Annotated in this window: 21 protein-coding genes; 4 read left to right on the top strand and 17 right to left on the bottom strand. The window is 52.7% G+C overall.

The genetic code is table 11. The annotated features are described in order from the left end of the window. Positions 1-85 precede the first annotated feature (85 nt). The gene (gene rfaH / locus GTGU_RS18425; protein WP_038160542.1) at positions 86-574 is read left to right on the top strand and encodes a transcription/translation regulatory transformer protein RfaH; all 489 of its coding nucleotides are present in this window, start codon (positions 86-88) and stop codon (positions 572-574) included. A gap of 1 nt (position 575) precedes the next feature. Here the strand turns inward: rfaH and tatD are convergent, their stop codons facing one another. From tatD to udp, 9 genes are all read right to left on the bottom strand, one after another. Next, positions 576-1,370, bottom strand: coding sequence for a 3'-5' ssDNA/RNA exonuclease TatD (gene tatD, locus GTGU_RS18420; RefSeq protein WP_038160541.1), 795 nt, complete (start codon positions 1,368-1,370; stop codon positions 576-578). A gap of 27 nt (positions 1,371-1,397) precedes the next feature. Further along, positions 1,398-2,171 carry a Sec-independent protein translocase subunit TatC gene (gene tatC, locus GTGU_RS18415; RefSeq protein ID WP_038160539.1) on the bottom strand — a complete coding sequence of 258 codons (774 nt, stop codon included), beginning with the start codon at positions 2,169-2,171 and terminating at the stop codon, positions 1,398-1,400. Between the two features lie 3 nt (positions 2,172-2,174). Continuing rightward, positions 2,175-2,723: a Sec-independent protein translocase protein TatB gene (gene tatB, locus GTGU_RS18410; RefSeq protein WP_038160537.1), complete on the bottom strand. Its 549-nt coding sequence runs from the start codon at positions 2,721-2,723 to the stop codon at positions 2,175-2,177. 3 nt (positions 2,724-2,726) lie between these two features. Continuing rightward, positions 2,727-2,981, bottom strand: a complete 255-nt coding sequence (gene tatA / locus GTGU_RS18405) for a Sec-independent protein translocase subunit TatA (RefSeq protein ID WP_038160535.1) — start codon at positions 2,979-2,981, stop codon at positions 2,727-2,729. A gap of 131 nt (positions 2,982-3,112) precedes the next feature. Then, complete coding sequence (gene ubiB / locus GTGU_RS18400) at positions 3,113-4,753, bottom strand: ubiquinone biosynthesis regulatory protein kinase UbiB (protein WP_038160533.1); 1,641 nt, start codon at positions 4,751-4,753, stop codon at positions 3,113-3,115. Continuing rightward, a complete protein-coding gene (gene ubiJ, locus GTGU_RS18395) occupies positions 4,750-5,355 on the bottom strand; it encodes a ubiquinone biosynthesis protein UbiJ (protein WP_038160531.1) in 606 nt (201 codons plus the stop codon). The genes ubiB and ubiJ overlap by 4 nt, the downstream gene beginning before the upstream one ends. Before the next feature lie 12 nt (positions 5,356-5,367). Further along, positions 5,368-6,123 carry a bifunctional demethylmenaquinone methyltransferase/2-methoxy-6-polyprenyl-1,4-benzoquinol methylase UbiE gene (gene ubiE, locus GTGU_RS18390; RefSeq protein ID WP_038160527.1) on the bottom strand — a complete coding sequence of 252 codons (756 nt, stop codon included), beginning with the start codon at positions 6,121-6,123 and terminating at the stop codon, positions 5,368-5,370. Positions 6,124-6,188: 65 nt separating this feature from the next. After that, positions 6,189-7,637 (bottom strand): DNA recombination protein RmuC, encoded by a 1,449-nt coding sequence (gene rmuC / locus GTGU_RS18385; protein ID WP_084222814.1) that lies wholly within the window; start codon positions 7,635-7,637, stop codon positions 6,189-6,191. Positions 7,638-7,777: 140 nt separating this feature from the next. Next, on the bottom strand, positions 7,778-8,539 hold the full coding sequence (gene udp, locus GTGU_RS18380; protein ID WP_038160524.1) for a uridine phosphorylase: 762 nt from the start codon (positions 8,537-8,539) through the stop codon (positions 7,778-7,780). Between the two features lie 258 nt (positions 8,540-8,797). Between udp and GTGU_RS18375 the strand changes: the two genes are divergently transcribed. Then, the gene (locus GTGU_RS18375) at positions 8,798-9,607 is read left to right on the top strand and encodes a dienelactone hydrolase family protein (RefSeq protein ID WP_038160521.1); all 810 of its coding nucleotides are present in this window, start codon (positions 8,798-8,800) and stop codon (positions 9,605-9,607) included. Between the two features lie 45 nt (positions 9,608-9,652). Here GTGU_RS18375 and metE read toward each other — a convergent pair whose 3' ends face one another. After that, positions 9,653-11,914 (bottom strand): 5-methyltetrahydropteroyltriglutamate--homocysteine S-methyltransferase, encoded by a 2,262-nt coding sequence (gene metE, locus GTGU_RS18370; protein ID WP_038160518.1) that lies wholly within the window; start codon positions 11,912-11,914, stop codon positions 9,653-9,655. A gap of 118 nt (positions 11,915-12,032) precedes the next feature. Here metE and metR point away from each other — a divergent pair, with 118 nt between their 5' ends. Further along, positions 12,033-12,986: an HTH-type transcriptional regulator MetR gene (gene metR, locus GTGU_RS18365; protein ID WP_038160515.1), complete on the top strand. Its 954-nt coding sequence runs from the start codon at positions 12,033-12,035 to the stop codon at positions 12,984-12,986. Here the strand turns inward: metR and GTGU_RS18360 are convergent. The 3 genes from GTGU_RS18360 to pldB all read right to left on the bottom strand — a co-directional run bounded on the left by GTGU_RS18360 (position 12,874) and on the right by pldB (position 15,695). After that, the gene (locus GTGU_RS18360; RefSeq protein WP_038160512.1) at positions 12,874-13,773 is read right to left on the bottom strand and encodes a carboxylate/amino acid/amine transporter; all 900 of its coding nucleotides are present in this window, start codon (positions 13,771-13,773) and stop codon (positions 12,874-12,876) included. The genes metR and GTGU_RS18360 overlap by 113 nt on opposite strands. 87 nt (positions 13,774-13,860) lie before the next feature. After that, the gene (gene yigL, locus GTGU_RS18355; protein ID WP_038160509.1) at positions 13,861-14,661 is read right to left on the bottom strand and encodes a sugar/pyridoxal phosphate phosphatase YigL; all 801 of its coding nucleotides are present in this window, start codon (positions 14,659-14,661) and stop codon (positions 13,861-13,863) included. Between the two features lie 41 nt (positions 14,662-14,702). Continuing rightward, positions 14,703-15,695 carry a lysophospholipase L2 gene (pldB, locus tag GTGU_RS18350; RefSeq protein ID WP_038160506.1) on the bottom strand — a complete coding sequence of 331 codons (993 nt, stop codon included), beginning with the start codon at positions 15,693-15,695 and terminating at the stop codon, positions 14,703-14,705. Positions 15,696-15,804: 109 nt separating this feature from the next. Here pldB and rhtB point away from each other — a divergent pair, with 109 nt between their 5' ends. Next, complete coding sequence (gene rhtB / locus GTGU_RS18345; RefSeq protein ID WP_038160503.1) at positions 15,805-16,425, top strand: homoserine/homoserine lactone efflux protein; 621 nt, start codon at positions 15,805-15,807, stop codon at positions 16,423-16,425. A 1-nt stretch (position 16,426) separates the two neighbouring features. Here the strand turns inward: rhtB and GTGU_RS24960 are convergent, their stop codons facing one another. The 4 genes from GTGU_RS24960 to GTGU_RS18325 all read right to left on the bottom strand — a co-directional run. Continuing rightward, on the bottom strand, positions 16,427-16,711 hold the full coding sequence (locus GTGU_RS24960) for a type VI secretion system PAAR protein (RefSeq protein WP_038160501.1): 285 nt from the start codon (positions 16,709-16,711) through the stop codon (positions 16,427-16,429). A 123-nt stretch (positions 16,712-16,834) separates the two neighbouring features. Beyond that, positions 16,835-17,332, bottom strand: a complete 498-nt coding sequence (locus GTGU_RS18335; RefSeq protein WP_038160498.1) for a hypothetical protein — start codon at positions 17,330-17,332, stop codon at positions 16,835-16,837. Between the two features lie 14 nt (positions 17,333-17,346). Next, the gene (locus GTGU_RS18330; protein ID WP_038160494.1) at positions 17,347-19,410 is read right to left on the bottom strand and encodes a M23 family metallopeptidase; all 2,064 of its coding nucleotides are present in this window, start codon (positions 19,408-19,410) and stop codon (positions 17,347-17,349) included. Positions 19,411-19,439: 29 nt separating this feature from the next. Then, on the bottom strand, positions 19,440-20,226 hold a 787-nt coding region (locus GTGU_RS18325), incomplete at its 5' end, for a bacteriophage T4 gp5 trimerisation domain-containing protein (protein WP_425427490.1).

The following is a 20,226-nucleotide window of genomic DNA, read 5'->3' as shown; positions in this document are numbered from 1 at the left end:
GTCTGTCACCTGCCGTGATAATCCCCTTCGCGATCAGGTCTGGCATTTGCTATGCTTGCGGCCGAATTAACGGGAAAGAGTGATTATGCAAGCCTGGTATTTACTGTACTGCAAGCGCGGGCAGCTTATGCGTGCCCAGGAACATCTGGAACGCCAGGCTGTAAACTGCCTGACGCCAATGATTACCCTGGAAAAAATCGTACGTGGTAAGCGGACGTCAGTCAGTGAGCCTCTTTTTCCTAACTACCTGTTTGTGGAGTTCGATCCAGAGGTTATTCATACCACAACCATCAATGCCACGCGCGGCGTCAGCCATTTTGTGCGATTCGGCACGCAACCTGCGATAGTCCCCCCGACAGTCATTCACCAGTTATCGGTCTATAAACCGGAAGGGATCACCGATCCTGAAACGCCATGGCCGGGCGATAGCGTTGAAATTACCGAAGGCACTTTTAAAGGCCTGAAGGCGATTTTCACCGAACCCGATGGCGAAGCCCGTTCTATGCTGCTGCTCAACTTCCTCAATCAACAGGTTCTGCAGAGCGTTAAAAATACCGAGTTCCGCAAGGTCTGAATCAGAACGTCATACCGAAAAGGGTTTTGACGTTATCGTCTGTCACCGATGCCAGCCATTGCGGCTCTTCCCCGCGCCATTGCGCCACTCGCGCCAGAATATGAGCAAGATGCAGTGGCTCATTGCGCCGTGATGCGGGTTTGGGGCTCAGGTCCCGCGGTAAAAGATAAGGCGCATCGGTTTCAAGCAACAGGCGTTCCGCCGGGATCAACGGCAACATTTCGCGCAGTTCCAGTCCACGTCGTTCATCGCATACCCAACCCGTAATGCCAATATACAACCCACGATCCAGACTCGTCCGCAGCTCGTCACGCGTGCCGGTAAAACAGTGCAGCACCGCCCCCGGAAGCTTATCCAGCCAGGGTTTCAGCAGCGTCATGAAACGATCGTGCGCATCGCGGCAATGGAGGAAAACCGGCATCTCCAGTTCCGCCGCCAGCGCCAGTTGGGCATTAAAGGCGCGCTCCTGTTCCTGCGGTGTGGAAAAATTGCGGTTGAAATCGAGACCACATTCCCCCACCGCCACCACTTCTGGTTGCAGTGCCAGGTGATGAATTGCCGCTGCGACGCTCTCTGACCAACTGCGGCTGTCGTGCGGATGCACTCCCGCTGTTGACCAGCATCCTGGGTAACGTTGCGCCAGTTGCTGCGCCTGCTCGCTTTCATGCAGGTTAGTTCCCGTCAATAGCATTCCCGTCACGCCCGCCTCCTGCGCCCGGGTAACCACATCGTCACGGTCTTTAGAAAATTGCGAACTGGTCAGATTGACCCCAATATCAAACATCAATACTCCCATATGACAACCGCCCTGACGGGCGGTTGTTTATTCTTCATTTTGTTCGGCATCTTCTGCGGCGGCATCTTCGTCGCGAGTTTGTCGCTTCCCGGTATAGAAGCGAGAGAAAAATATCCCGACTTCAAACAAGCAGTACATGGGGATCGCCAGCAGCGTTTGTGAGAACACATCCGGCGGGGTCAGCAACATACCTACAACAAACGCGCCGACCAGCACATAAGGTCGCTTGGCACGCAGATCCTCTGGCGTGGTGACGCCCACCCAGCACAACAGCACGATAGCCACCGGTACCTCGAACGACACGCCAAACGCCATAAACAACGCCATGACGAAGTCGAGGTAGCTTTTGATATCCGTCGACACCTGAACACCCTGCGGTGCCGTATGCGTCAGAAAGCCAAACGCCAGCGGGAAGACCACGAAGTAGGCGAAAGCCATGCCGATATAAAACAATAATGTACTGGAGACCAGCAGCGGTACAACCAACCGGCGTTCGTGTTTGTACAATGCCGGAGCGATGAACGCCCACACCTGATACAAAATCACTGGCGCGGACAAAATCACCGACACCATAAAGGTCAGTTTGATTGGAGTGAAAAACGGTGACGCGACATCTGTCGCTATCATCGTGGCACCCTGCGGCATATGGCTAATCAACGGCGCGGAGACCAGTTGATAGATATCATTGGCGAAATAGACTAACGCCAGAAAAATCAAAAAGACCGCGATGATGCAGTTGAGCAGGCGCTTACGCAGCTCAATCAGGTGCGAGATCAGCGGTTGAGTATCTTCTACGCCCATGTTTTACGCTTTATCACTTGATATGGGGGAGGATGCCGGCGCCGGTGCAACGGTCACTTTTACCTCTTCCGGGGGTTCAGTCGGGTGGGTTTCCGCCGTTTTCACTGCCGCTTCTGCTTCAGCCTGCGGCACCGTTTCTTCCGCGCTTGCCTGATGCTCAGCCGCAGCCGGGGTAACGCCTTCACGCTGTTCGGCAGACCCTTTTACAACCGGGTTATGGATAGTGTTAGCGTTGTCGCTCACCTTTTCAGGATCGTTGCTACTGTAAGTGCGCTTCATGGATTCCGCCGCTTCACGCAACTCATCCATTGACGCTTTCAGTTCGGGCGTCAGATTTTCCAGGCTGGCTTTCTCAACCTTCTTCAGGCTGTCCTGAAACTCCTGAAGCTTAAGTTCCTGAGTAAGCTCATTTTGAACAGTAGCCGCCAGAGAACGCAGCGCGCGAACCCAGCCAGCCACCGTTTTGACCGCTACCGGCAACCGCTTTGGCCCCAGAACGATGAGGCCAATAACAAATATCAGTAGTAGTTCACTAAAACCAATATCGAACACGAATTATACCTGCTCTTTATCGTGGCTCTTCGCTTCGTCTTTCTTAGCGCTTTCCTGGTTGTCCGCAATGGATTTAGCAGTGAAATCTGCATCCTGCGCGGTCTTATCCTTTTTTTCCTCATCATCATTCATGGCTTTTTTGAAGCCCTTGATGGAGGCGCCCAGATCAGACCCAAGAGAACTCAGCTTTTTCGTTCCGAAAAGCAGCACCACGATCACGACGATAATCAGTAACTGCCAAATGCTAATACCACCCATACTTATTCCCCAGTGATACACATCATCCTTCAGGCGGCCTCATTGCAGCTTGAGTGATCTTGTGTACAGTGATGATGAATTAATCAATCTACATTATACGTAGGCACATTGCTGTTAGCGATGCCAAATAATCAGCGTGTTTTTCGCCAGCCAATCAACCAGACGACAAGACCGCCTGCCATAATCCAGGCTGGCATCACACCCCAGTCCGGGCGGTTTATCAACAACAGCGTACCGCTCAAAAGTAAAACCGCACCTATACCAAACAGATAACGCGACTGACCTTGTCGGATACGGTTCGATGTCAAGTCGTGGGCTATTTTATCAATACTGCGCTGAAGTTGTTTGCTCTGGCGCAGACTGTCGTAAACAAGTTCGGGAATTTCAGGCATTTTCTCGATCCAGAACGGCGCTTTTTCTTTTAGCGTACGCATCAGCGCGGGAAGACCGACTTGATCTTTAAGCCAGGATTCAAGAAATGGTTTCGCCGTTTTCCACAAATCTAATTGCGGGTAAAGCTGACGCCCCACCCCTTCAATGTACAGGAGTGTTTTTTGCAGCAGCACCAGCTGTGGCTGCACTTCCATGTTGAAGCGTCGCGCAGTATTAAATAGGTTCAGCAGCACATGCCCGAAGGAGATTTCCGCCAGCGGCTTCTCGAAAATTGGCTCACAAACGGTACGAATCGCAAACTCAAACTCTTCCACGTTTGTATCCGGCGGTACCCAACCAGAATCCACATGCAGCTCAGCCACTTTGCGATAATCACGGTTGAAAAAGGCGATAAAGTTTTCCGCCAGGTAGCGTTTATCTTCTTTATTGAGTGAACCGACAATGCCGCAGTCTATTCCGATATACTGCGGATCTTCCGGATGGTCGTAACTGACAAAAATATTGCCGGGGTGCATGTCAGCATGGAAGAAGCTGTCGCGAAAGACCTGGGTAAAGAATACCTGAACGCCGCGCTCCGCCAGCAGTTTCATGTTCGTCCCCTGCTTCTCCAGCGTTTCGACATCAGAAACAGGAATGCCGTAAATTCGCTCCATCACTAACATATTCTGACTGCAATAGTCAGAATAGACTTCCGGCACGTACAGCATCGGGCTGTTTTCAAAATTGCGCCGTAGCTGGATGGCGTTTGCCGCCTCACGCAATAAATTCAGTTCATCGATAATCGTTTTTTCATATTCACGCACCACCTCCAGCGGGCGCAGACGACGTCCGTCCGGCAGCAGGCGAGGCACCCAGCGTGCCAGACGATAGATGAGTTTCATGTCTGCTTTGATGACCGGCAGAATGTCCGGGCGGATCACTTTAATGACTACTTCTTTGCCATTCTCTTTCAGACGCGCCGTATGCACCTGCGCAATCGAGGCTGACGCCAGCGGCGTAATGTCAAAATCATCAAACCAGCTTTCGACCGGGATGTCGCCCATCGCGTGCTCGATCTGTTTTTTCGCCAACAGACCGTCAAATGGCGCTACGCGATCCTGCAACAGCGCCAGTTGATCGGCAATCTGTGGCGGGAAAAGGTCACGGCGGGTGGACAGCATCTGACCGAATTTGATCCAGACCGGACCAAGTTCCTGCAGGGCCAGGCGAAGACGTTCACCCAGCGGCAGCGTTTTATGGCGATTCGGCATCCAGAACAACATTCGCCGCCAGAGACGTAGCGGCAGCGTGATACGCATTTTAGGAATGAGCTCATCCAGTCCGTAACTCAAAAAGGTGTGGATGATGAAATACAGGCGCCGAATTTCCCCTGGCGTCATTTGTCCTCCAGTTTATCCAGCCGTTTCGCTAATGCTTCAACAGCGCGTTCAACGGCCGCGGTTTCTTCAGCGAACCACGCAACTTCCAGTGACCCCGGTGCCAGCCTCCACTCTTCCGTCAAGACCTCGGCGGCGTAACGCTGCTGGCGCTGAAACCCCTGGCGAAAAAAAGATGTGCTTGCGCGCAGCGCTTTACTGACGCCTTCGGCAGCGATATCGCCAGTGTAAGGAGCAAGTAGTTCAGCAGGATCAAACTCGGCAAGATCAGCCAGGGCGACAAAATTTTGCACAACCTGAATGTCGCCCTGCACTTCAAGATCGCCACTGCGAATCAACGCGGTCAGTTGCTGGCGATTGCGCAATTGCGGCAGAACGCCAGTGCGTGTGATGACGGTACAGTCGGCGTCGCCTTCCCATGCTGCCAGTACATCGATCTGTTGTTCGCTGAACGCCAGTACGACGGGAAAAGGAAACTCTTTCAGTTCCACGCGTAACACTCTGTTCAGTAATTTCTGACGAGCGGGTTTTAACGCACGCTCGCGCCAGAGAAAGGCATTCAGCGCCGTTTCAATGCCAGCAGTGACTAAGGGTTTGAAAGGCATAAATCCCTCCTGTCAGAATTTATAGCCGCGATGCAACGCCACGATCCCTGCCGTCAGGTTGTAGTAATCGACGCTTTCGAAGCCGGCATCCTGCATCATGCCTTTCAGGGTGTCCTGATCAGGATGCATGCGAATAGATTCGGCGAGATAGCGGTAGCTTTCCGCATCGTTTGCCACAACTTCACCAATGCGCGGCAAAATATGGAATGAGTAGGCGTCGTACGCTTTGCTCAGCGGATCGATAATCGGTTTGGAAAACTCAAGCACCAGCAGACGGCCGCCCGGTTTAAGAACCCGGTACATTGAGCGTAGCGCTTTCTCTTTATCCGTCACGTTACGCAGGCCAAATGAAATGGTGATGCAATCGAATGTGTTGTCGGGGAACGGTAACGCCTCGGCATTGGCCTGCACATACTCCACATTGCCAATCACGCCAATGTTACGCAGCTTTTCACGCCCCATTTTAAGCATGGAATCGTTGATGTCTGCCAGCACGACACGGCCGGTTTCGCCGACCAGTCGCGAAAATTTCGCCGTGAGATCACCCGTACCACCCGCAAGATCCAGCACGGTTTGCCCGCGACGGACACCACTACAATCAATAGTAAAGCGTTTCCATAAACGGTGGATGCCAAACGACATCAGGTCATTCATCACATCATATTTTGCAGCCACGGAATGGAATACGTGCGCAACCATGTCAGCTTTCTGCGCTTTGGCGACAGTCTGAAAGCCAAAGTGCGTCGTTTCTTGTGTATTCTCAGCCATCTCTACGCCTGCTTATTAAAAATAGTCCTTGAAGTGTAACAGATTGGGCGCTTTTCCCCTACGAATCAACCTTCACTTGTGTAGCGATTACCTTCCCCTTCATCGCGCTCTGTCGAAAGAATTCCGGGCGCCGCCCCGGGGGCCTGCCCGTCAGGCAGTCGATAGTCATCATCCTGCTCCGCCGCCTGATCGGCTAAATCCGGATTAATCTCGCGTTTCACCTCCACCCCCAGACCGCGAAATGCTTCAGCTTGCGCCAGCATATTGCCACGCCCGGATGATAGTTTTTTCATCGCCTGACGATAGTTGTCCTGAGCCCGATCCAGGCTTTGACCAATCGAGGTCATGTCATCGACAAACAGGCGCATCTTGTCGTACAGACGACCGGCGCGTTCCGCGATTTGCTGCGCGTTGCGGCTCTGGTGTTCATAGCGCCAGAGATTAGCGATGGTTCGTAGCGCCACCAGCAATGTCGTCGGGCTGACCAGCATGATATTGTTTTTTAATGCTTCGGTAATGAGTTCGGGCTGGCGATCAATCGCCAGCAAAAATGCAGGTTCAACGGGAATAAACATCAGGACGTAATCGAGCGAACGCAACCCGGGAAGCTGCTGGTAGTCTTTGCGGCTCAGCAGGCGAATATGGCTACGCACAGAGGCAATATGTTCGTGCATTGCCGCCTCGCGGATGGCATCGTCCTCCGCATTGAAGTAACGTTCGTAGGCAACCAGCGTCATTTTGGCATCGATAACCACATCCTTCCCTTGCGGCAGCCGCACAATCACGTCAGGCTGCATGCGGGCACGGGCATCAGTTTCGATACTAACCTGCGTCTGGTACTCATGCCCTTCGCGCAGACCAGACGCCTCCAGCACCCGGGTCAGCACCACTTCACCCCAGTTACCCTGCGTTTTATTATCGCCCTTTAGCGCACGCGTCAGATTAACTGCTTCCTGGGTCATCTGCGCATTCAGTTGTTGCAGGTTTCGGATCTCATGGGCAAGGGTATGTCGCTCGCGCGCTTCCTGGCCGAAGCTGTCCTGCACCTGGCGGCGGAAGCCATCAAGCTGCTCACGAAGCGGAGTCAGCAGACTGTTCAGACTCTGGCGATTTTGTTCGTCAACACGCCGGTTACTGTGCTCAAAGATGCGGTTAGCCAGATTTTCAAACTGCTCGCTCAGGCGCTGTTCACTGTTGACCATCTGGCGGAGTTTATCTTCCGCGTGGAGTTGTGTGGATTCGAGACGGGTGGTGACTTCGCGGAGATCGGCTTCCAGCGAGGCATTGATTTCGCGCAGATTACGCAGTTCGTTGTTCAGCAGTTCACACTCGTCACGCCAGTGATTGCTGTGCGCCAGCTGTTGCCGGGCGGCGCTGAGTTCACCGAAGAGATCGCGCTGCTCAGCCAGCATGTCTGCCTGCTGCTGCGCCGAGCGGTAACGCTCAGCCAGCCAGCCCACGAGAATGCCTGCCATCAGCGCCACTACCGCGCTGAGAATGATTGTAATATCCACCGCTCCCCCTGCTTAAACTGCTCACCGGCACAAAATAGAATTGTGCTGTATAAACGTCCAGTTTAAAAGGAATTTCCTGCGAGGCGCTACGCAAAAAAGAAAAGGCCGAACACGTCGGCCTTCAGCGAGCGGGGGAAAAATCACAGCAGGCGGCGTGCGGCTTCGACCACAATTTTCACCGCATGGCTTTCGGTCTGCTTCATGGTTTCCACATTCGGAATTTCCTGCTGGGTGCGGTTAACGATAACGCCCGCCACCATACCCGCACGCAATCCCTGGCTGGAACACATAGTCAACAGCGTGGCGGATTCCATTTCATAGTTCATCACGCCCATGGACTGCCATTCTTCCATCGAACCTTTGAAACGGTTTACGACGCGGCCAGAGAAAGTGTCGTAGCGCTCCTGCCCCGGATAGAAAGTGTCAGACGAGGCCGTTACGCCGATGTGTGTGGTGGCACCAACGGCTTTCGCCGCCTCCACCAGCGCAGTAGTGCAGGCAAAGTCAGCCACAGCAGGATACTCCATTGGCGCGAAATGCAGGCTCGCGCCATCAAGACGTACAGAAGCGGTAGTGACCAGGACATCACCCACGTTGATGTTGGGCTGGATGGCGCCCGTGGTGCCCACACGCAGGAAAGTACGAATACCCAGTTGCGCCAGTTCTTCTACTGCAATTGAGGTGGATGGACCGCCGATACCGGTTGAGCACACAATGACGGCTTTGCCGTCGAGTTCTGCGCGCCAGGAGGTAAATTCGCGATGCGATGCCAGCTTAACCGGCTTTTCCATCAGCGCGGCGATTTTTTCAACACGCTCAGGATCGCCCGGGACGATAGCCAGCGTAGCCCCTTGTAAATCATTTTTGGTGAGGCCTAAGTGAAAAACATCGGACTTGGACATATAAAACTCCTCTGTGGGTCAGATTATCAGCAGAAGCAAAAAGGTACTTTACCGAAGCGCTCGAGGTATTTTCGTGACACTCATCACTCAGAGTGAAACTGATTGCATTGAATTCTCATTAATTAGTGATTTTCATCACACAACAGAATTCTGTTTCGCGGCACTGCACAAAAGATAGCCTGTTTCAGGCACTGTGGATTATTAACGTGCAGTCTATAGTAAACCATGCGCTAACCATTAGAGGGTATGGAGAATACCATGAAGACAGACAACCAACCTGGCTTTGCACCTGCAGCTTCACCACACGCATCCACCATTGTACGCACGCCGGAAGAGGCAATTACGGCGAGTGAAACAACGATCCCTACCCAGGGCGACAACATGCCTGCGTATTATGCGCGGCCAAAAGATGTCGACGGCCCGCTGCCAGTAGTCATTGTGGTTCAGGAAATTTTCGGCGTGCATGAGCACATCCGCGATCTGTGCCGCCGACTGGCGCTGGAGGGCTATCAGGCTGTGGCGCCGGAGCTTTATTTCCGCCAGGGCAATCCAAATGATTACGCGGATATTCCAACGCTGTTCAGCAACCTGGTATCAAAAGTGCCAGACGCGCAAGTACTGGCAGATCTCGACCATGTCGCCAACTGGGCAGCGCGCAATGGCGGCGATCCTCATCGTCTGTTAATCACTGGGTTCTGCTGGGGTGGGCGCATCGCCTGGCTGTATGCCGCGCATAATCCTCAGCTCAAAGCAGCCGTGGCCTGGTACGGGAAACTGGCGGGCGATACCTCACTGAATTCGCCAAAAAACCCGGTGGATGTGGCAACCGATCTCAACGCGCCGGTGCTGGGATTGTACGGCGGTCAGGATACCGGGATTTCGCTTGAGAGCGTGGAAACCATGCGGCAGGCGTTACGCGCCGCGAACGCGAAAGCAGAGATTGTGGTTTACCCTGAGGCCGGGCATGCGTTTAATGCCGATTATCGACCGAGCTATCATGCTGAATCCGCCAGAGACGGCTGGCAGCGGATGCTGGAGTGGTTTGCGCGCTATGGCGTAAAGAAATAACAACAAGCCGGGCACGCATTTACGTCGCCCGGCTTCGTTTATCAATTACGCCTGACGCAGATTCTGTGCGGCTTTAACCATGTTCGCCAGCGCGGCACGGGTTTCCGGCCAGCCACGGGTTTTCAGGCCGCAGTCAGGGTTGACCCACAAGCGTTCCGCCGGAATGCGCTGTGCGGCTTTCGCCAGTAACGCTTCGATCCACTCTACATCAGGCACATTCGGCGAGTGAATGTCATATACGCCCGGCCCGATTTCGTTTGGATATTCGAACGCTTCAAACGCTTCCAGCAGTTCCATGTCAGAACGTGAGGTTTCGATGGTGATGACGTCTGCATCCAGTGCGGCGATGGAGTCCATGATATCGTTGAATTCGCAGTAACACATATGGGTGTGGATCTGCGTGTCATTTTTCGCCACGGCAGCGTTAATACGAAACGCTTCTACGCCCCACTGCAGATACGCATCCCAGTCGCTGCGACGCAGCGGCAGCCCTTCGCGCAAGGCCGGTTCGTCGATCTGAATGATGCCGATGCCTGCAGCTTCGAGATCAGCGACTTCATCACGCAAGGCCAGTGCAATCTGTTTGGCAATAGTTTCCCGGCTGACATCTTCACGCGGGAACGACCAGCAGAGGATGGTCACCGGGCCAGTCAGCATGCCTTTGACCGGTTTGTCAGTCAGCGACTGGGCATATTTAGCCCATTCCACAGTGATCGGTTCCGGGCGGCTGATATCACCGATGACAACCGGCGGCTTAACGCAACGGGAGCCGTAGCTCTGCACCCAACCGTTCTGGGTGAAGACGAAACCGTCCAGGTGCTCACCGAAGTATTCCACCATATCATTACGTTCTGCTTCACCGTGCACCAGCACATCCAGCCCCAGTTGCTCCTGCTCGATAATCGCCTGTTTGATATGCCCGGCGATGCCAGTGCGGTAATGACTGGCGTCGAGATTGCCCTTTTTGAAGTCCAGACGCAGGCTGCGTATTTCCGTGGTTTGCGGGAATGAACCGATAGTAGTGGTTGGCCATGCCGGCAGGTTAAAGCGCGCACGCTGTGCTTCGGCGCGCACCGGGTAAGCATTTGCACGCTGGCTGTCCTTTGCGGTGATCGCCGCAAGACGTTTTTCCACAGCAGCGTTGTGAACGCGGGTGGAATGACGACGAGCCTGAATCGGCGCGCTCCATTCGGTAATTTTCGCCGTATCGCCACTGTTCAGCGCATCGCGCAGCAACGCCAGTTCTTCACATTTTTGTAGCGCAAAGGCGAACCAGCTCTTCAGTTCAGCATCAAGACGCGTTTCCACGCTCAGATCAATCGGACTGTGCAACAGAGAACAGGAAGAGGCGACCCACAGATCACGTTTGCCAACGATATCACGGATTTGTGCGTATTTTTCTGTCAGATCGGCGCGCCAGACGTTGCGACCATTCACCAGACCGGCAGACAGCAGCCAGTCGGCAGGCAGGCGTTTGTGCAGTTCGGCAACGTTGTCCTTACCGTGTACCAGATCCACATGCAGCCCCTGTACCGGCAGTGTAGTGATGGTATCCAGATTCGGCGTCACGCCTTCAAAATAGGTGGTGAGCAGCAGCTTTACCGCCCCCTGTAGCGTGTCGTAGGCAGGTTTGAATGCGTCCAGCCATGCCTGCGGCAGTTCAAGCACCAGCGCGGGTTCGTCAATCTGTACCCACTCAATGCCGCGTTTCGCCAGTGCTGCCAGCACCTGTTTATAGACCGGCAGAATATCGTTCAACAGGCTGAGGCGATCGAACGCTTCACCTTTCACTTTGCCCAGCCACAGGTAAGTGACTGGCCCCAGCAGTACCGGTTTCACAGTGTGGCCCAGCGCCAGCGCTTCATCAACTTCGTCCAGCAGTTGCGTCCAGGTCAGTCTGAACTGCTGACCTTTGGTGAACTCAGGCACCATGTAGTGATAGTTAGTGTTAAACCACTTGGTCATTTCCGCGGCCGCCGCCGGTTCACCGGTTGGTGCGCGGCCGCGACCGATGCGAAACAGGGTGTCGATATCCACGGAACCGTCTTTATTCTGATGACGAGCCGGTACGTTACCCAGCAACAGGCTGGTCGTCAGAACATGGTCGTACCAGGCGAAGTCTCCCACCGGCAGTAGATCAATACCAGCCTGCTTTTGCTGCTCCCAATGACGAGCGCGCAGTTCGCGACCGGTTTCAAGCAGCGCGTCGCGAGAAATATTTCCCGCCCAGTAACTTTCTTGCGCTTTTTTCAGCTCGCGGCGCAGGCCAACACGAGGAAAACCGAGGGTGTGATTAATAATTGTCATACTGTTGCCCCTTGTGGATTTTTCAGGATTTAGCCATCCAGATGTTTACACATCTATAATTCGCAAGTACTGTATATTCCTCAAGCGCAATTTGTTCATGCCGAAGTGAAGGACTTTCATGATCGAGATAAAACATCTGAAAACGCTACAGGCGTTACGGAACAGCGGCTCGCTCGCCGCAGCGGCAGCGACGCTGCATCAGACCCAGTCCGCCCTTTCCCATCAGTTCAGCGATCTGGAACAGCGCCTCGGCTTTCGTCTTTTTGTGCGTAAAAGTCAGCCGCTGCGCTTTACACCGCAGGGGGAAATTCTGCTTCAACTGGCGAACCAGGTGCTGCCGCAGATCAGCCGCGCACTGCAGGCCTGTAATGAGCCACAGCAGACGACATTGCGCATTGCGATTGAATGCCACAGCTGTATTCAGTGGCTGACCCCGGCGCTACAAAACTTTCGCGCGCAATGGCCGCAGGTTGAGGTGGATTTCAGGTCGGGTGTGACGTTTGATCCGCAACCCGCACTACAGCAAGGCGAGCTGGATATCGTCCTCACCTCGGATATTCTGCCGCGCAGCGGTCTGCACTATTCACCGATGTTTGATTATGAAGTGCGTCTGATCCTCGCGCCGGAACATCCGCTGGCGGCAAAAGCGCGTATCACGCCAGAAGATTTAGCCAGTGAAACGTTGCTTATCTACCCGGTGCAGCGCGGTCGTCTGGATATCTGGCGTCATTTCCTGCAGCCCGCAGGTGTCAGCCCTTCGCTGAAAAGCGTGGATAATACGCTGCTGTTGATCCAGATGGTCGCGGCGCAGATGGGGATCGCGGCGCTGCCGCATTGGGTGGTGGAGAGCTTTGAACGTCAGGGTCTGGTGACCACCAAAACCCTGGGAGAAGGACTGTGGAGCCGGCTGTACGCCGCCGTACGCGATGGCGAGCAGCGTCAGCCGGTCACCGAAGCGTTTATTCGTTCAACGCGGAATCACGCCTGCGATCATCTGCCTTTTGTGCGGAACGCGGAGCGACCCAATGGCGATGCACCCACAGTGAAGCCATTATCACCGTTCCCCCAATGATGAAGCTTGGCCAGTGCGGTTGCTCCTGCCAGATAGCCAGATTCACCAGCAACCCAGCAGGAACATGGACGTTATTCATGATGCCGAGCGTCCCGGCATCCACCTGTGTCGCACCATAGTTCCACATAAAATACCCCAGCCCCGAGGCCACGACGCCCAGCCACACCAGAATGCCCCACTGCAGCGTGGTGGTCGGCAGTTTTTGCGGATCTCCAAGAGTAAACCACGCCGCGACCGCCACCAGAAACACCCCCATGTAAAACCACGCAAAGGCGTTATGCTGCGGCATCGGGTGAACTTCCATCAGGCGTTTGTACCCCACCATACCGATGGCAAAGCTGATGTTGGCCAGTTGCACCAGCAACAGTCCTGTCCAGAAATGATCGCTGACTTTGTCATAGCGAATAATGGCCGCGCCAATGACTGCCAGTAAGGCGCTCAGGAGGTACCCCCAACGCAGGCGACGTTTGCTGAGCAGATCGTAAATCAACGTGACATACAGTGGCGTTAACACGGTAAACAACAGAAATTCCGATACGGTCAGGTAAAGGTAAGCGCGGAAACTGAGCAGATACATCACACCAAGTTGCATGGCGCCAACCAGCATATACAAAGCGATAGTTTTCAACGTTTGTCCGCGCAGGCGCAGGAATGGAATAAATACCAGTGCCGCCAGGCCGATGCGTATCAGCACAGAAAAATAGCTGTCGACATGCCCCGCGAGGTATTCGCCAATCAGGCTAAAGGAGAAGGCCCACAGGATCGTGGTAATAATGAGTAACGCCACAATGACTCTCTGTCCGATAAATAGAAGCACATTGTAGCGGAGCTGAAGGTTGACGACTGATTAAAAATAAATCAGTCGTCAAATTCATCATTCCAGGTATAGTTTGCGCAGATAGTGAGCCACTGCATCATCTGCGTTGCTGCCGATTACTTCCAGTTCTGGATGCAGATCTTTCAGGCGTTGATGCGCACCAGCCATGATGCACCCCTTCCCCGCCATCGACAGCATTTCAGCGTCGTTCATTCCGTCACCGAAGGCGATGCAGTCTTGCAGCTCGTAACCCATTTTCTTCGCGACGGCTTCCAGCGCATGGCCTTTCGACACGCCGCCCGCCATCACTTCCAGGCAGGTCAGGGTTGAAAAGCTGACGTTAACGCGATCACCCCAGCGGGCATTGATGGCCTGCTCCAGCGGCAACAGGATCTCATGATCGTGACAGGTAAAGAACACCTTACTGACACCTTCAGGCTCCAGTAAACCGGGCTCATAAAGTGAGTATTTAAATACGGCTTCTTTGAAAAAACGCATCTCTTCCGGACGATGGCGGTTCATGAACCAGTCATCACCCCGATAAACGTTGGTCACAATATCGGGATTACTGTTTACCACGCCGAAAAGATCTGACGCGATATCGCTATCAAGGTTATGCGCGAACACCAGATTACCGTCGGTATCATGCACACGCGCACCGTTGGAGGTGATCATCCAGGCCTTGATACCCAGATTCGCGCGAATCTGACCGACATCAATATAATGACGCCCCGTCGCGAACATGAAATGAACGCCGCGGGCTGTCAGCAGTTTTAACGTTTCTTTGGTGTAGGGAGACAACATGTGGTCGGGATTAAGCAATGTGCCATCTAAATCAGACGCAACAACCTGGTACATAAAAGAATTCAACCTCTAAGCAAAGCGGCATTTTCGCCGGATTAATCATGTCGACAGAAAAAATCGACGATGGCATTAAGCGCGACCGAGCGCATAGCGTCCTTTTCAAAAAGGATCTCATGGTAAGCGCCTTCTATGACAAGCGGTTTACCCCCGTCACAGGGGCGCCCCGCCGCAGCGCGTATTTCACAAAAACGATCGTGCATGCGGTTATCCACCACACGTTCTTCTTCCGCCTGCAACAACAACACAGGCGTCGCGTCGTCTGACGCGCCCGCGAGCACCTGTTCGCCCGCCAGCATACCTTCCCGCACCCAGTGCCAGGTTGGGCCGCCGACCCGTAATTGCGGATTATCAGCATAAAAACGCTGGTTACGACGATAGCGTTCTTTGCTGTGCGTCAGCACGTTTATCCCGAACGGCAGCGCACGCCAACGGCCTGTACCAATGGCGTACCCTTCACGAATGCGCTGATGGCCCTCAGCCCAGTCCAGAATATGGCGCACCATCCAGTCGGGAAGACGAATAATAATGCCAAACATTGGCGCACTCAGCGCGATAGCATCACATTGATGGGGGAAACGCTGCAAAAAGAGCGTCGCAATCGCGCCCCCCATCGAATGAGCCAGAATAAAACGCTTGCGCCAGTGGCCCGGTGCGACCTCTTGCTGCCAGAACGCGGCAAGATCGTCGACGTAGTCACTAAAGTTCACCACATGCCCGCGGTGCGTATCCGACAACATTCGTCCGGAACGCCCCTGCCCACGATGATCGATAATCAGGACATCAAAACCGCTGTGAAAAAGATCCCAGGCGAGCTCCGCATACTTCACGTAACTCTCGATGCGCCCCGGACAGATGACGATAACACGATCGTTTTTGGCATTACAGAAGCGAACAAAACGCACCGGAACATTATCTACGCCTTTGAATTCAGCCTCTTCGCGCTGACGCCAGAATTCCGTCAACGGCCCCATGCTGAATGCAGCAAACGCATTTTCTCTCGTTTCCCAGTTATTTTGCTGCTGACACATCGGGTTTTTGCCCCTTCTCACCGCGTTACATCGTTTTTTTTCGACCAATAACACAACGCCTTTACAATAGCGTATTGTGGCATAAATACGGACAATCAGGGAATTTCTCATGACTTTCGAGTGGTGGTTTGCCTATCTGCTAACAGCAATCATTCTGAGCCTTTCACCAGGCTCAGGCGCCATTAATACGATGACGACGGCCATCAACCATGGCTATCGTGGCGCGGCGGCATCTATCGCCGGGCTGCAAACCGGTCTTGGCATTCATATTGTGCTGGTTGGCATCGGTCTTGGGACGCTCTTTTCCCGTTCTGTTATCGCCTTTGAAGTGCTGAAATGGGCTGGCGCGGCCTATCTCATCTGGCTTGGGATCCAGCAGTGGCGCGCTGCCGGCGCAATCGATCTGAACGGTCTCGCAAACATGCAGTCACGGCGAAAACTCTACCGGCGCGCCGTGTTTGTGAATCTCACCAACCCGAAGAGCATTGTCTTTCTCGCCGCACTGTTTCCACAATTTGTCATGCCGCAACAGCCGCAGGTCATGCAATATGTCATCCTCGGCGTCACGACAATCGTGGTGGATATCATCGTGATGATTGGTTATGCCACGCTGGCAACACGTATTGCCACCTGGATCAAAGGCCCTCGTCAAATGAAGACCCTGAACAAGATTTTCGGTTCGCTGTTTATGTTGGTAGGCGCGTTGCTGGCATCGGCGCGTCATGCCTGAGTTAGCCGATATTCACCGTTCCACTGCCAACAATAACCCCACCGCAGTCAACACTATCACCGGATCTGGCTGCGGGAATGCCCTCGATAAACACCGTGGTCGATCCACTGGCAATTTTTCGTGGGTGAGGTGGATGCTCAGGCTTATCATGCGGCGTGAGTGGATCGCCTAACCTCGCGGCGGGTAATCCATCAATTAATACTGTAGCAGAACCCGCAGTAATCACGGTTTCGTGATAACCGTCGTGTTCAGTTCCTTTGTCATTGAGTTTTGCGGCTAATGGCATAGGTGCTCCGAAATCAATGGAGGTATATTACATTGATTATTTGAACAACGATAAAAAAAGGTTGTTATTAGGCTGACACTATCAAGTACTCAAGTAAGAACATACCCACACAAAAACATATTCCTAAATTGGATATCTGTTATAACTCCAGTCAATGGGTTTTTCACATCGTTCTGTTAAATCATCCAATTGATTTATAATACTACCATTCGCCCTGATGAGTTCTCCTGTTTCTAAATAAAGAAGATATCCCTCTCCCGTTCCCATAAACGCTCTCTTGTCATCCTTCAAAAATATAGCATCAAAGATCCCATGACTCATTAAACCAGAACTGATGACAGAATCAATCGCAATATCAAATAACGCGTAAGAATTATCTGCAGGACTATTCTCATTAAAATCCAAAGGATAACCCCACAGAATCATTTTTGAACCACTGCAATTGACTTTGTACCCATTAATTTCGATATTAAAGTGATATGTTTTATTTTTGTTATTCTTTTCTATCTGAATTGCATGTCTCCCTGATAGAGAGATTTTCAGATTATCCATACGTGAGTAGCATGACCCAGTAAATAGAATAGAATATATACAACCGATAAAAATAAAAAATTTACCCATGGAAGGATCCTTATCTAGATGTTATCGCCAACCACTTTATAAATTCTTACAGTATGTTCCCATCTTTCACGAGCCATAGAGTAGCCGCCATTGATAGCATAAGTTATTTTCCTTGAGTGTACGAATGTTAAATCGCCCTCAACAATTACTTTATTTATTGAACGATATCCCGCTGAAGCAGAACCACCACTCCAATACCACGCACTTGCATCAAGAGAGCAATATGGTTCGACTGACAAAACCTCAGGGTTTTCAATTTTTGGCGCAAATTCTAATCTAACGACTCTCCCCCACCATGGCCTGATAAAATTCGTATATGTCATCGGATAAGTTGATATATTAACCCACCCGCGATATACCCAGTATTTACTATAATTCAATCTTCCTGTAACCTGCTTGAATCCGCGACCTCTAAATTTTGGCCCATCTCCATTCTCGACATTACCCAACCGGCCATTTAGGTAATCCAGATATCCTCCAACAGGTGGATTGTAATATCCATTTGCTTCGCTAGCAAAACTTGCATGCCGAGGATTTATACCAAAAATTGCACTTCCTTCCATCATTGAAGCCATGCAGTACGATTCCACTGCACCTTGGGCAAAAAAGTGTGATTTTCTGGATGGAGTATTTATGAGGTATTTCCTTATCGACTGATTAACAGACAATTTATACTTATCTTTTATTTCTTTTGGGCTAATATCAATTTTAGTCAAGGAACTGGGGTATATTGAATCAGGATAAATTTGACTCAATTCTTCATAACTCAGCCACCCACACTTCCTGAAATGAGTAATAAACTGTCGCGGGTCAAAATGCCAGACGCGTCCCGCCGGCAACGGGTTTTCCGCCAGACAGAGCACCTTCCCGTGCGCCGTCAGCAGATTCCAGTCACACTCCGTCATCGGTTTTGACAGAACCTCATTCGGCGATTTCAGCCATTCAAACCGTGAATCCACCGTGGCGCTGTCCCACTCCAGCGGAAAATGACAAATCATCCGGCTGACGTCACGACTCCCCGCACACAGAACTGTCGGCGAGTTACACTGGCTGTTGGTATCTGTGTCATCATCCACCAGATGCCAGCCCGTCCAGTGCGGAAAGTCGCCGTCACTGTACACCCTGATATCTCTGGCTCCCAGATTCACAATCCCTTTTCCCTGCGGTGTGTTCACCGTCCGCCACAATGGCGCATCTGCCGGGACCAGCGTTTCATAATCCGTATTGATTACCCGCCCAAAACGCAGCATCTCATAACCGGCACTCGGGCTGTCAGGGTAAAATTTCAGGGCAGAAGCGTACAGGTTGTATTCATAATCTTCACCATCCTCATTAACTAACGGTTCGCCCACTTCCGGATAAATACCGGTCGCACTGTTCTGCCGCGTGACCATCGTACAGTTGCCCCTGTCGAAACTCATCGTCACAAATAATGGTTCGCCAGTTTTCTTCAGCGGACTGTTGTTCACCAGGGAATTATCTTCCGGCATGGATTCATAAACGGTGGTTCCGGCAGGAAGATAAAAATGAATATCGCCATACACCACATCCGTCCGCCCGTCTTTCGTCAGGTCGGTTTCCGGCGTGGTTCTTCCCATTATTTTCCGGATATTTTCATCGTCGCAGAATATCTGGAAATGATATCCACTCTGCCCGTCCACCATTCCGGCTATGCCTGCCGGAGATTTACGGTACAGCGTTTTCCCGACTGACACGTTTTCGTCAATGCTGTTCAGGTGCATATACAGCGAGTAATAGACAATCTGACCGTCATCCCCGCTGCCGGTTTCTGTTTCATGCTTCAGCAGGACATAACCGTTATCTGTCGTCCCGTTGTAATTCAGCGGCGGAACATGACGTTTTCCCGTATCCGGCTGACGCAGTGAAATCACTTTACCGTCTGCAATACACCGGACAGGGTCTGAGCCATTGCCGGTCAGATGAAGTCCACCATGCCAGGACTGCCCCCGGTTTACCGGGAAACTTCTCTGCGGGTCGGCGGCCATCATCCTGTTCACCCAGTCGGCATCGCTTTCCGTGTCGGAACGCTCACGCAGTAATGGCGGGCTGATGATCATCTTATAGTCCTTTTTTTAGAAAATAGTTGTTATGAGAACATGAACTGACTTTCTGCCTCTGACGTTTCCGGTTCATCCTGCTGTCCTTGATCGTCGTTATTCCCGGTATCTCCGTTGCCTTCCGCATCCCCCTCCTGCTCCTGGGATGCCTCTTCATTTTCTTCTTCCACAATCTTTAGTATTGCGGGCAGCAATGGCTGAACCGCCGTCCCCGGACTCCCTCCGCTGTTCAGGTTGATGAGCGGTCCGCTGATATCCACCCCGCCCGGGTGTATCACGATGAACGAACTTCCCGACTGCAGGGTAATCCGGCTGCTGCCGCTCAGCACAATGTCACCCTGCGCACTGAACCCCAGCGCGCCGGACACCTTCTGTGCAAGGTCCCCCTTCACCGTCAGGCTGAGGTTCCCCTTTACCTGACTGAGATGGTCACCCGTGGTGCTGTGCTCCTGTTTCCCCTCCACCGTGACCTTTCTGTCCCGGGCCACATACAGCGACTCGTCATTGCCCGTGCGGGTGAGATGGTCGTTGCTGACCGTCAGTGTCCGGTCATTCCGTACCGTGAGTCTCTGGTCGTGGGCCACTGTCACCGTCTGGTCATGGCCGCCCGCATTCTCCTTACCCACCGTCACCGTCTGCCCCAGTCCCACGGTAATCTGCTGGTTATTGCCGATGGTTTCGGTATGGTCCACCTTCACCTCCGTGGTGCGGTTGTTCAGTACCTCAGTGTCCATGTTCTTCTGTGCATGCAGGTACAGCTGTTCATTCCCGGCCGCATCCTCAAACCGCAGTTCATTAAATCCGCTACCCTTATAC

Origin of the sequence: Trabulsiella guamensis ATCC 49490 (genome assembly GCF_000734965.1) — a bacterium.
Taxonomy (GTDB): domain Bacteria; phylum Pseudomonadota; class Gammaproteobacteria; order Enterobacterales; family Enterobacteriaceae; genus Trabulsiella; species Trabulsiella guamensis.
The sequence above is the reverse complement of the archived record's forward strand: the minus strand, read 5'-3'. Positions and strand labels throughout refer to the sequence as shown.